The 13,230-nt window shown below is 45.1% G+C and carries 10 protein-coding genes; 1 reads left to right on the top strand and 9 read right to left on the bottom strand.

Annotation, left to right across the window (positions count from 1 at the left end):
• Nucleotides 1-157: 157 nt before the first annotated feature.
• The 5 genes from MTR11_RS05230 to MTR11_RS05210 all read right to left on the bottom strand — a co-directional run bounded on the left by MTR11_RS05230 (nt 158) and on the right by MTR11_RS05210 (nt 7,974).
• Nucleotides 158-970: a hypothetical protein gene (locus MTR11_RS05230; RefSeq protein WP_005390499.1), complete on the bottom strand. Its 813-nt coding sequence runs from the start codon at nt 968-970 to the stop codon at nt 158-160.
• Nucleotides 971-1,144: 174 nt separating this feature from the next.
• The gene (locus tag MTR11_RS05225; protein ID WP_243327094.1) at nt 1,145-4,129 is read right to left on the bottom strand and encodes a M6 family metalloprotease domain-containing protein; all 2,985 of its coding nucleotides are present in this window, start codon (nt 4,127-4,129) and stop codon (nt 1,145-1,147) included.
• A gap of 356 nt (nt 4,130-4,485) precedes the next feature.
• Complete coding sequence (locus MTR11_RS05220; protein ID WP_182019042.1) at nt 4,486-5,853, bottom strand: TrkH family potassium uptake protein; 1,368 nt, start codon at nt 5,851-5,853, stop codon at nt 4,486-4,488.
• Nucleotides 5,850-6,512 (bottom strand): potassium channel family protein, encoded by a 663-nt coding sequence (locus MTR11_RS05215; protein WP_104974339.1) that lies wholly within the window; start codon nt 6,510-6,512, stop codon nt 5,850-5,852. The genes MTR11_RS05220 and MTR11_RS05215 overlap by 4 nt, the downstream gene beginning before the upstream one ends.
• Before the next feature lie 253 nt (nt 6,513-6,765).
• Complete coding sequence (locus tag MTR11_RS05210; RefSeq protein WP_243327093.1) at nt 6,766-7,974, bottom strand: DEAD/DEAH box helicase; 1,209 nt, start codon at nt 7,972-7,974, stop codon at nt 6,766-6,768.
• A gap of 176 nt (nt 7,975-8,150) precedes the next feature.
• Here MTR11_RS05210 and MTR11_RS05205 point away from each other — a divergent pair, with 176 nt between their 5' ends.
• Nucleotides 8,151-9,455, top strand: a complete 1,305-nt coding sequence (locus tag MTR11_RS05205; RefSeq protein WP_164666897.1) for a hemolysin family protein — start codon at nt 8,151-8,153, stop codon at nt 9,453-9,455.
• A gap of 9 nt (nt 9,456-9,464) precedes the next feature.
• Here MTR11_RS05205 and MTR11_RS05200 read toward each other — a convergent pair whose 3' ends face one another.
• The 4 genes from MTR11_RS05200 to MTR11_RS05185 all read right to left on the bottom strand — a co-directional run bounded on the left by MTR11_RS05200 (nt 9,465) and on the right by MTR11_RS05185 (nt 13,171).
• A complete protein-coding gene (locus MTR11_RS05200; protein ID WP_079855598.1) occupies nt 9,465-10,205 on the bottom strand; it encodes a transglycosylase SLT domain-containing protein in 741 nt (246 codons plus the stop codon).
• A gap of 220 nt (nt 10,206-10,425) precedes the next feature.
• A complete protein-coding gene (locus MTR11_RS05195) occupies nt 10,426-11,670 on the bottom strand; it encodes an NAD(P)/FAD-dependent oxidoreductase (RefSeq protein WP_243327092.1) in 1,245 nt (414 codons plus the stop codon).
• 7 nt (nt 11,671-11,677) lie between these two features.
• Complete coding sequence (locus MTR11_RS05190) at nt 11,678-12,745, bottom strand: methyltransferase (protein ID WP_243327091.1); 1,068 nt, start codon at nt 12,743-12,745, stop codon at nt 11,678-11,680.
• Nucleotides 12,746-12,772: 27 nt separating this feature from the next.
• A complete protein-coding gene (locus MTR11_RS05185; RefSeq protein ID WP_005390458.1) occupies nt 12,773-13,171 on the bottom strand; it encodes a hypothetical protein in 399 nt (132 codons plus the stop codon).
• Nucleotides 13,172-13,230: the final 59 nt, after the last annotated feature.

Below are 13,230 nucleotides of genomic sequence, written 5' to 3'. Positions count from 1 at the left end.
AGAAGTACTGCTGTCAGTATACGTGTGAACGTCACTGTCATTCAGCCATGAAATGGGCATGGGTATTTTGCGTGAATAACGCGAAGGCGATAGGAAGGTATTAACCCGCTGCATACCACCTCACAAACGGAAGTGGTATGTAAAAGCGATCAAATGATTAAGCGGAAAACTCTTCACCCGTTTTTGGTGGCTCTGATGGTGTATCAAAACGAGCGCGTTCAATGTCCACGACCGTTTTATAGCTCAACGATAACAAAGCCAACTGGTACGCACCGAAAATACCATAGGCAACACCCACAAGACTCAGCATGAAGAGGTTAGTAAAGTGACTAAAGATAAGCTGACTGAGCAATCCCGCGCCCAATGGAATTAAGCCCATCAAAATGAATACTTGTTTGTTGTATGGTCTGCTTTGGTTCCACGAACGACGCAAGCTGCGCGGCTGATGATCCATTGCGGTCGCTGGCAACACGAACGACCAGCGCGCCATCACCCAATAGCCCGGAATGCTTGCAACCGTTGTGATAAACGCCATGGCGACAAAATCAGGTTCACCACTTTCTGCAATATAGAGAAACGACAACACAAAGATTGGGATACCAATGACGAGCATCATCATCAACCCAAATAATATCCACCAGCCAATGAAACGGAATTCTCTGGCTGACAAGCGAAATACATCCAACGCTGAGTGCATGTAATCGCCAACCAAATAAATTCGGTGTACACGCACAGCCGCCATCGCGGCAACAAGTGGGTATAAAATGATTGTGACGAAATAAAATCCCGCGATGTTTCCTTCTTGAGCGTTCGCTTGATCTTGCCCCGTCATTTCAGGATACATAAACACAAAAATTGAGTGCACGATGATCAATGGAATACAAGCAATGACAATTGCGAGTAGGTTCCTTCTAACCATCACTGCTGCTTCTCGGCATATTGCCGAAACAGAAAAGTCCTCGGTTGACATACAACATCCTTAATTTATAAAAATCTGCCCATAGGGTAACCGCTGAATAGAAAAATCGCTTTAAAAATAATGAGAAACACATCTCATAAGATAATGAGAGATACTAGGAAGTAAAACAGGCACAAAAAATAAGCCACTCAATGTGAGTGGCTTATACCGTAATTCGATATCGTTTTAGACGCGGCGTCGCCAGCCCAATGCAACGAGTAACATCAGAGCCCAATAAGAAACACTGCCGCTACCTTCAGAGTTCTTGAATGTCGTTGTTTTCAAGGAAGCGACAACCGTAACGGTCACTTCACCTATTGCGGTAGCACCGTTGCCATCTGAAACCGTGTATTGCAGCTTGATGTTATCAACCGCACTATCCGGAGCTTGAAAACGAATTTTACCATTCTCTACACTCGCACTTCCCACGCCCGTTAGGTTCTGTACGCTTTCTACAACCAGTTTATCGCCATTCACATCCGAATCATTGCCAGCAGCATCAATCACAATGCTTTCACCAACGGCAACGGTCGCCGTATCTGCTAACGTGACTGGCGCTGCGTTTTGCATGGTTAAATTGACGGTAGCACTGGAGGTTTCATTACTTGGATCAGTAACAGTTAGACGGAATGTCAGAACCTCACCCGCTTTTATACCTTGAGGCACTGTAAAGCTTGCCGTAGCACTGGTCGAATTTCCGATAGAAACTGAAGTACCAGCCAATTGCTCCCATCGGTAGTTCAACACATCGCCATCCGCATCTGTGCTGTTTGCCGCCGACAATGTTACTTTCTGTCCAGCAGTAATCTTTTGGCTATCCACATCGATGAGCGCTTTTGGTGCTTCATTACTACCAAGTACTTCGACCTGCACGCTCACAACCGAAGACGAATACACGCCGTCCGTAGACAGCAAACGATATTGGAAGCTGTCCAAACCAACGAAGTTAGCTTCAGGTTGGTATTGGTTGCCAGAAATGGTGCCGTGCTCAGGCTTCTGCACAATGTCCACATTGAACTGATATCCTATGGCCATGAAATCATTGTCCATCAGGTTCAGATCGATTGGCGTATTCTTATCGGTTTGCAGTGAATCAGCTTTCGCTTCAACAATGTTGTTCGCCTCCACATTCAAGAGTGCTGCGAACGGAACATAAGAGAATCCGGCTTGCTCTAAACCAAACGTACCTATCTCGTTGTAATTACCAGTCCACATTACAGGCAGGGATGATTTTTCAGTTTTTAGTAAGCGGCCAAAGTCAAAGTTCGATTCAAATTCACCGCCTTCTAATTCCACTACTAACAGGTGCTGACCCGCACTTAATTGGCTTGGTTGAGGGAATAAAATTCGGGATGGCTTTTGGAAGCTACCTTGCTGTAAAAGTTCAGCATTGTTCTGATCCAATATTAATCGGTAGCCCACGTTACCTGAGAATGGGAATCGCCATACTCGATAAGTCATGTCACTTTGAGCGCTATTGCTTTGCGCGTAAAGTTGAAGACCATCAAGCTTTGTCTCAGCATTCAAATCCAATGATACCGCCAGAGTGTTACTGCCACTTGCGTACACATAACCTTGGTGAAGAGAGTTCAACCATGCCGATTTATTTGGCTCGTTTATATGCTCAAGAGAAAAACTGCCGCCGTTGGTATTGCTGGCAATGTTGGAAATACGAACCCCAGTATCAAACCCGGCGATCGCTCTCAGACTTGGGGTCGATGTATCTGAAATGACATTGCCACCATTAGGATACAAATCGCCGGCATCACTGCTTCCATCATGTTCTAACTCATTCAGACCATCGGCCTGCATGATTTGAACCTGCATCGCGCCAACATCGTTAAAGCGATTCTGGACATTAACCGACGTCGCTAGTATGCCTTCTGCCGCCAATGCTCGGTCGTAACCGCTAAAGGTACGGTTTTCCAAATAAACGCGTGGGCCAAACTCTTTCAAGTACGGGTCGAGATACACCAGTTTGACATCGTCGTTGTTCACGGAAATAGGCATCGGGCTTTCATGAGTGATCGTTGGTACTACGAAACCAGCGGCGTGTTTGCTCCACGCACTCATGTTCACTGGCGTGTCTCCTGCGTATGAGTCTCCCGGTTTCTGTGCCCATGAACCACCGCCCATCACGCCCCAAGAACCGATCGAGGCATCACTGTTCCTTGCGTACAAATCCGGCAAGCCAAGCATTAAATGGCCAAGCTCATGTACGATCACGCCTAACGTCGCTTGATGATCAACTTGGTAGTCAGCAAACACACAATAATCGGCAATTTTTTTGCCATCTAATGTCACATCGTCGTGAGAGAATTTATGAGGCCAAATAGAAGGACGATCAAGGAATCCGGTTGAACGGTCGCCACCCGCAAAAATAAACATAACTGAGAGTTCTGACGGTTCTACGGTACCATTTTGATTGCTGTCGTAAGCCGAAAGATTAAAGTACGGATCCAGTTTTTGATACGCTTCGGTGAAGACCGCATTCAACTTGGCAGTACAAGTCTTGTCAGTTGAGCTAGAGTGGCAATTTGGGTGGCTTTGCGCCACGGTCACATTGATCACACCATCATTCGCGGTACCATAACTCTCAATCGCAGGGACAACTTTGAATTTCCCTTGAGAGTTTTTATCAAAATAATCGACAACGCTTTGGCCATCGGTATTAAACACACGTTGTTCGAAGTCATGCACCATCGCTTGATCATCAAAGGAGACTTGCACAACCAACAGTGGTTGCTGCTTCACCGATGAGCTACTCATCGCCTGATAACCTTGCGCCGAACGCAATAGATTTTGGCGCGCCATCGGTTCAATGGTTTTTAGAGAAGATAACTGCGGCTTAACTTGTAGATCCGGGCGAAACTTCGCCGATTCAGGCGCATCACTCGATTGAGTTTTAGCAACACCCGTCGAGCGTAACGTTGGGATGTCTGACTCGCGCTGAATCTGTGCAAAAAACCAAATGCCATCTTCATGAACCAAGGCATTACCTTGTTTATCTTCAAACCAGTGGAAATCGGCAGTGCCGCGTAAAATTGCCTCACTAGAGGTACCATCGCTCAACGCAATAGTATGCCAAACTGGTGATGGCGGAGTAGTTGCCATGCTCTTACCTGCAAGAAGCGCAGTTAGCATAGTCAAGGCGAGTGTGTTGAATTTCAAAGTACGGCTCCATCTTTTCGATTCGTTTAATACCAAGCACAGCCAGTACACAGTAACCCATAAACATAGAATGAGGTTGAGTGGCTAACGACTAAGGCTGGTATCAATTCGCTCAGATAACACAATATTATTTAGCATCACGTTACAAAAGCGTCGGATGCCCAAATACTTTTGTAAGTGTGGCTTCCGAGGGTATAAATTGAGTGAATGAATAGTATCGAAACAAAAGGAAGAAGAAATAAACTTCTGCGACTTTGTAGATAAAATTGGGCAACGTCCCACATATTTTATAAATGTACGAGCACTGCTATTAATCAGTGCTCGTTATGGTCGGTGGGGTGCAGATAAACGCTACTTTAACCTGTAAGAACGGCGTCTTCTGGGTACTTGATTAAGGTAGGTTCAGGGCGGGCTAACATGTAGGCAAGCGTGAGTGGCCCGATACGACCAATGATCATCACCACGATCATAATGTACTTGCCAGGTTCAGAAAGCTCTGCCGTCAAACCAGCGGTAAGTCCTACCGTCGCAAATGCGGAAATGGTTTCAAACATGACCTTATCAAAGCTTGCCTTCTCTGTGAGCATCAATAAAAACATCGCGCTTGTCAGAATGGCGCCGCTCACAACGATAATGGCGAGTGACTTAGTCACGGTTTGCCAGTTTACGGTTCGTTTAAACATAACCACGTGTTTCTTTTGGCGCAAAAAGGTCCACGTAGCCATAAACGCAACGGCAAATGTGGAAACCTTAATACCGCCCCCCGTTGAGGTGGAGCCAGCACCAATCAACATCAAAACAATCATGATCAATAACGCAGGCTGGGTAAACTGCGCCAAGTCGACACTGTTGAATCCGGCCGTCCGAGCACTAGCGGATTGGAAGAATGCCGCCAACCATTGACCAGCCAAAGGTAACGATTCCATTGTATTTGGATTACTCCGCTCGAGTAACCAAAACATCACCGTCCCAACAAAGAGCAATATCGGTGTCGCGATAAGCATGATTTTGGTATGAAGATGCAAAAAGTGGAAACCTTTACGCCAGTTCAGCCAGATGTCTCCGACAACAGTAAAACCAAGCCCACCAAAAATGAATAACCCGGCCAGGGTAAAAATAACCAGCGGGTCATTCACAAAGCTCATCATACTGTCTGAAAACAGAGCAAACCCTGCGTTGTTAAACGCAGAAATCGCATGAAATAACGCGTAAAACATGCCAGTTTGCCAGCCCATTTCAGGAACCCAACGAACGGAAAGGAAAATAAACCCAATAGATTCCGCGACAAGCGCAAAAATCACAATCCGCTTCACCAGTCGGTTTAAATTGACCTGTCGGTCTTGCCCTAGCGCTTCTTTCGCTAACGCTTGCTGGCGTAAGCTTAAACGCACACCAAACATATAGAGTAAAACCGCCGACAACGTCATCTGCCCCAATCCACCGATTTGCATTAAAAACATCAGCAAGATCTTCCCGGCTAACGTAAAGTGCTGCCCGGTATCGACAACACCAAGTCCTGTCACACTGATGGCGGATGTTGCGGTAAACAAAGCGTCCGTTATCGAAAGGCCTGTAACAGAAAAAACTGGCAAGGTTAACAGCACGGCAGAAGGCAGCAACACACCGAGAAAACTCAGCAATATAATCCGCGGCTCGTTACCCTTGGCTTTTTCTCGTTTACCATCTGGCGCGTAAAAAACGCCTTTTTGATGAAACTGCGTCATAGTGATTTTAATTTATTTGCCAGCGCATCTTGCGGGCCAACCACAATAATGAGATCGCCAATTTCTAGCTTGGTATTAAGGTCTGGCGCCTTGGTAATTTCTGGCCCCCGTTTAAACCCGAGTACTTGCACACCGCCGACTTTGCACAGTGCGAGGTCACTTAATGTCTTACCCATCCAACGAGATCCAATCACAAACTCCGTCATGGCTAAGCCACTACCTAAAGGGTGGAACTCAAGAACCCGTTTATCGAGCATTTTACGCGCGACACGTATCCCCATGTCACGTTCAGGCATGATAATGTGGTCCGCACCAATCTTTTGCAGGACACGCGCTTGAAATCGATCGTTGGCTTTAACCCATACTGACTTCACTCCTGCTTCTTTGGCGATCAGTGTGGCGAGAATACTGGCGTTAACGTCCGCTCCGATAGCAATCATCACCATGTCGTAATCATCAAGCTTAAGCTCAGCAACCGTCTCTTCGTGAGTACAATTAGCCACAATTGCCTGACTAACAAAACTGGCAGCTTCTTTAACTCTGTCTTCGTTGATATCAACCGCTAAAACTTGAGCTCCTGAATCTTGTAGCTCTTTACACACTGCCAAACCAAATCGGCCAAGACCAATAACGGCGAATTGCTTATCACCTGTTTTCATTTATGCCTCATCTTATGCATTCACTAGCAAGCAAAAAAGTCTGCGCCCATTCCTAACCTTGTGCAAACCTGAGGACAGAGAATTGACAAAAGCTTTACGAAAGCTGACTCACTTTGAGTGTTAAGCGTATGACATAAATTAACTTTTTTCCTCATTACGGCATAAAAGCCAACACTGTCAACCCATGAGTGAGTCTCCCTAAAACGCAAAAAGCCGCAACAATGCGGCTTTTGGATCGTAGAGATAAAACAGGCTATTTTGATTCGCGCTTATCGTGCGGTTTACGCTTGTTCTTAGGTACGTAATTTAAAATAGAAATCGGCACTGGCTTTCTTGGTGCAAAGCCGTCAATTTCCACTCGATCTAGCAAGTGCCCTAAACGGCTCTCGATCATACAAAGGTTTTTAAAGTCATCTTTTGAGACTAATGAGATCGCTTCACCTTGTGCGCCAGCACGACCAGTACGACCAATACGGTGTACATATTCATCTGCTGGATACGGCAAGTCATAGTTAATAACAACGGGCAAGTTATCGATATCAATACCGCGCGCTGCAACACCAGTTGCGACTAGGTACTGGATTTCACCTGCTTTGAACTTTTCTATTAATTCCTGGCGAACACGCTGATTACGGCCACTGTGAAACGCTTCAGCCACAATGCCGCGCTTTTCAAGTTGGCTAACAAGCTTGGCAGCACCGTGTTTGGTTTCAATAAATACCAGTACTTGCGACCAGTCGTTTTCTTTGAGCATGTGACTTAGCAGTGACGACTTCATGTCCTTATCGACGGTGGTTATCCACTGCTTGATGTTCGACTTAGATGCACTGTGCTTTGCAATCGTGATCTCTTCAGGATCAATAATCGCGTTTTTCGCCAAATCACGAACAGGGTTAGATAGCGTTGCCGAGAACAGCAGGCTTTGAACATGTTCTGGCATGCAATCAACGATCTTATCGATCGCATCAATGAATCCCATGTCCAACATTTTGTCCGCTTCATCAAGCACTAGCATTTCCACTTCATCAAAGTGAATGGCGCGTTGACCGTACAGGTCAATCAAACGTCCCGGCGTACTTACCACAATATCGACACCTTCGATCAAGGCTTGTTTTTGTGGCGCATAATCCACACCACCAAACATCGCCATTGAGCGCAGCGGTAAGTTTTTACCATAAGCTTCAATGCTTTGATGAACCTGAAGCGCAAGTTCGCGTGTGGGCGTAAGAATAATAGCGCGAGCGCGTTTTTTACGTTGCGTTTCGCCTTGACTAAGCTTTTCTAAGATTGGTAGAACAAAACTGGCCGTTTTACCTGTCCCCGTTTGTGCTGCGGCAATTAAGTTACTACCACGCAGTACGATTGGAATGGCTTTTTGTTGGATAGAGGTCGGTTTTTCATAACCTAGCGCTTTTACTGCATCAGTAATCGATGCGCTTAAACCAAGCTTAGAAAATGGCATAGAAACGTCTCAACAGAGGAAATGGGCGCGTAGTGTATCAGAATCCCAGTGAAGTAACAGAAGGATTCATGCACGTAGAGCCCGATAATAGAGCGCTGCATGATTTACTCGCAACATCACATTTCTTGCGCGTGAATCTAGTTATGCTGCTAACGTGTACATTACTGGGAAACGTTATGGACGTATTACTGCTGGTTGGATTAATCGCACTCAATGGCGCGTTTGCTATGTCAGAGATCGCTCTAGTCGCAGCCAAAAGCGGAAGGCTAAAATTAATTGCAGAACACAACGCCTCTGCCGCTTTAGCGCTCGAACTTAAAAACAATCCGACTCAGTTTCTTTCCACGATCCAAATAGGCATTACCGTCATCGGGCTATTAAGTGGTATTTTTGGTGAAGCAACGCTTTCAGTACCATTCGAAAATTGGTTAGTAACCCAAGGGCTAGAAAGAGAGATAGCAACGGTACTTTCAACGACGAGCGTCGTGCTCATGATCACCTACTTCGCGATTGTGGTGGGAGAACTCGTTCCCAAGCGCTTTGCACAAAACAACGCAGAAACTATCGCTATTATCGTAGCTTATCCGATCCACTGGCTCGCCAAGCTCACCACTCCTTTTGTCTTCTTATTGACATTTTCAACCGATACTTTTCTCCGATTATTGCGCCAAAACGACAGCAACGGTGAGATTGTTACCGAGGAGGATATTTTTGCTATTGTTAGCGAAGGCTCTGAGTCCGGTGCGATTGAGCCACAAGAGCAATTGATGATTCGCAACTTACTCCACCTTAACGATCGTTTAGCATTATCGTTAATGACACCACGGTGCGATATCCATTACCTGGATGCCAACCAACCTATTGATGTCATCCTTACTGACCTTCGCCAAACCCAACACTCCGTATGGCCAGTCTGTAAGGGTAGTTTGGACAATATTATTGGCACCATTTCATCCAAAGTCCTGCTCGATGAATATGACGAATTGTCTATCAGTAAACTTGCTAAACAGCTCAAGCGCCCACGTTTTGTACCCGAGTCCATGAAAGGGTTACCTCTCCTTAACTACATGCAACAAACCAGTGCGGAAATGGTCTTTATTGTCGATGAGTATGGTGATGTACAAGGCCTAGTAACCCTATACGACTTGTTAAAGTCGATTGCTGGAGAACTGGGCATGGCGCCACAGCAAGTGTGGGCCAAGCAACAAAAAGATGGCAGCTGGTTGATGGACGCGTTGATCCCGCTCAATGAGCTCAAGAATAAACTCGAACTGAGCAGCATAGAAGGCGAAGAGCGAGAAGGCTTTCAAACATTAAATGGGCTTTTGACATGGCTTTATGGTCGAGTCCCAAATGTTGGGGAGCACATTCACTACCAAGGTTGGCGATTTGACATACTCCTCGTTAAAAAACATCGCATTATGCAAGTCAGAGTCACCAAAGACACCGATACACCAACCAACAATAGCGAAGTGGAATAAAGCACGGCCCTATCCCATCAAATTGGGCTGTAAACCTTTTTCTAGTTTTTTCCTCACTTTATAGGAAACATCATTAAGCGTGATTTTTCCTGTATTGTGACGATCGATACCCGCATTTTGTCGGTATGCAATCGAGCCTTGCTTGAACAAAACGAAAGAAGACGGTTTGCCAATCGCAGCAGGATAGAGAATTGCCATATACGCATCTTCCAGACTATTGATTTTATGGCGATATGGCCAGTAATAGGCTTTTACATAGTCAAGTTGCTCGACCGCGCTCATCCTCGCAAGAGTTTTCGTACTCACTCCTAATGACTCAGCGGTAGAGGGCATAAATTGAATTAACCCTGTCGCCCCACTTCCTGAACCATTTTTGATGCTTGGACTGAAGGTTTCAGCGGTTTCAAATGCCATGCAGGCCATCAGATGATTAGGGTTGATCTCCAGCTCTTCACTAATACGGATGACTTTGCATTTGAACTCTGGAGAAACTTTGCCTCCCCACGCCACCGCGTTCTCGGGATCAACAACCGAAGAGACCGTTGACGCGTCGTGTTCTTTGACAATTCGAGAAAGTAAAGGAAGTGTTTGGCGCAGTCGATGGTTCGAACTCACCAAGCGAATTGATTTGGCAAGAAACTTATCTTTTTTTTGGTGCAGTTTTTGGAACTTTACTAATTTATACAGTTGCTTATAAACCGTTTTCACAACGAAGCCGGATTTAGGGAACACTCCCAAAATGTAATCCATTTCCTACACGTTTAATATAAATATCAGCAACAATGAGTATGTATGTGATCATAATCACTATAAATTTTCTCAAATTCGATACGCCTCGAAACAAGTGGTCAAGATGTCTCCAGTAAGCTCGAAGTACAAATAAAAAGGTATTGTCGAGAATAAAAAAGGTCTTACCAATTTCTCGGTAAGACCTAGGTTTACGCATCCTCAGCTAAGAGAATTTATACTCTTACAGTTCCGCTTCTCGAACCAGCTCAGCGAGCGTCGACAAACGTTGTTCGCTTTGTTTTACGTAAGGGTTGTTTGTATCCCAAGCGTACCCAGCCAAAATCGCGCTAATCATCTGCTTAATACGTGGATTCGGGTTTTGGTAGAAAATCACATCTTGCAATGTGCCGTTGTACCACCCCTCCACATAAGTACGGAATGTGTTCACCCCCACCATCAAGCGTTCCGAATACTCTTCTTGCCAGTCAACCACTTCACCATTTAATTGACGAGCTACGCAATCGGCCGCAAATTCCGCTGACTTCATGGCAATAGTAACGCCAGATGAAAACACAGGATCAAGAAACTCCCCGGCATTACCAAGCAGTGCGTAGTTTTCTGTCGCTAAACGTTTGACGTTCGCTGAATAGCCACCCAACTCGCCTGCTGGATTTGGGTACTTCGCGTTTCGCAACACAGAAGCCAACCCCGGCTCTTCATTCGCCAACTGCTGCAAAGCTGCAAGCTTATCCTCTGGGTATCGCTCAAAAAACTCAGGCTCACCCACCACACCAAACGAACACGTACCATTCGAGAATGGAATCAGCCAGTACCACACATCGTGATTTTCAGGATGTACGGAAATCAGAATTTTATTGCGATCGTAATCTGGCTCTTGTGGAGAGATACGATCTTCAATATGAGTAAATATCGCTTTTCTTGGAGGAAGACAAGAAGGCTCTTCAAGATCCAACAAGCGTGGCAAAACACGGCCAAAACCACTCGCATCCAAAACAAAATCTGCTTCGATTTGATAGGCCTGTTTATCCGGTCCAACAACTTCTAAGCGCGATTTTTTGCCTTCAAACGCCAAGCTAACTAGCTCATGTTGATAACGAATATCGACGCCCTGCTCTGCAGCACTGTCGGCGAGCACTTTATCAAAACTGGCACGTTGCACCTGAAACGTCGTACCCGGCCCTGGAGTATATTTGTCCGTAAAATCGAACTGGGTGTAAACACCATTGCGACGAAATGCAGCGCCATCTTTATATTGGAAGCCAAACTGCTTTACCGCATTGGTCATTCCGGCTTGCTCGACAACTTCCATACATGCAGGAAGCAGGCTTTCTCCGATAGAGAAACGTGGAAAGGTGGCTTTTTCTATGACAACGACATCTATGCCACGCGATTTTAATAACGCAGAAACGGTGGAGCCAGATGGGCCCGCTCCTACGACGACAACTTGCTTGAGCTCTGTTTTCATTCTGAATTTAGTTTGCTTGTAATTTTAATAAGGTGTGACCAAGGCCAATGTTGTCGGTTCTTTCGACGACAGATAAACCTGCCGCTTCGACAATTTCTAAGAAATCATCACTGCGATAAAAACGACTATTGCCGTTGGCTAAACAGGTAAAGTAGAGAGAGGTTGCATTAAGACTATAGGAAGCACCCGCGTATTTTTGGGCATCCCAAAATAGCTCTAATACGTAAATAGTATCTCCCTTCGTTAACTGGGCTTTGACTTTTTTAAGGATATTTAGGATCTCAATTGGTGAAAAGCAATCCAAGAACTGGCTCATCCACCATACGTCAGCATGCTCAGGCAATGTTTGTGCTTTATCAAGCATGTTGGCAGGGTATGGACGTACACGCTCGGCGAACTGGTTTTCTGATACATTTGACATCGCCACTTCTAATTGCTGCGGCAAATCGACAATGGTAACTTCAACATCAGGATCATGCTTACAACACTGAATAGCCCATTTCCCGGTATTTCCGCCAATATCTACGAGGTGCTTTGGCTTGCTTGCAAACACTTCTTTAAGCAGTAATGGAAACGAGCGATCCGAATAGAAGTGATCGAACTTAAACCAACTCTGCTTAGCTTGGTCTGGCAGCGTCGACAGACCTTGATAAATCGTCTCCCAATTGCCCAACTCTTTCAAACCTGAAGGCTTACCTTCTTGAATCGCTTCCGTCAGATGCATCATCGCGGCGTAACAGACATCAGCCGTAAAATCCATGTTTGCGTTCGTCATACCATCGTGAAGAAGGTAAAAACCAAGGTTCGCAAGCGAATAGTTAGGTCTTTCCCATAAAACAATATGTGCGCTAATCGCCATATCCAACAATACTTTGACACCATATTCTGACACGCCCGTTTTCTTGGCAATGTCCGTGGCACTCATGCCTTGTGAACCGGCGCTGTCTAGCGCGGCTAAAATACCTAAATCTCGGAGCGTTCTGGCGGTCTGGAACACGATTGGTGCAAAAGATAACTTCTGAGCTTCTGTTTTTGCTTCAAAAGCATTAAAAGGGTCATTATTTTGATTTAACACGGAAAAACCTAACTGCAATTAATATTTTTATTGTTTAGACTGAGAGCCTAACAATGCAATAGCTCGTTGAATATCAACATTCAAGTTGTTTATCCAACGATTGTAATTGCGATGGATTTTGCCATCACTGGCTTTTAGATTTACTGAGTTGAGATAAATAATTGAGTAATATTTGTTGTTATATGGAATTTTTACTTCTGCAAAGTGTTTACGAACGTGAATTTTTGCAATAAGAACGCCTGGGCTTACTTCTTCAATCGTCCAACCTCGGTTGGTTGCCGATTGCACAATGGCCATTTTTACTTGTTTATTTTGAAGATCATAAGCAACTGGAGTATCCTCCACATTCATTACAGGTTGTACTCGTCCACAACCGACAAGAAGCAAAGTTAATAATAACGAGACATACAGCTTAAAACGCGACATGATAATTTCCTTTTTTATTATGACTTTGGGTAAAGCCCAATTTGTATCGAGCTGTAAAA

This window comes from Vibrio sp. CCB-PB317, from assembly GCF_022808245.1.
Taxonomy (GTDB): domain Bacteria; phylum Pseudomonadota; class Gammaproteobacteria; order Enterobacterales; family Vibrionaceae; genus Vibrio; species Vibrio diabolicus.
The sequence above is the reverse complement of the archived record's forward strand: the minus strand, read 5'-3'. Positions and strand labels throughout refer to the sequence as shown.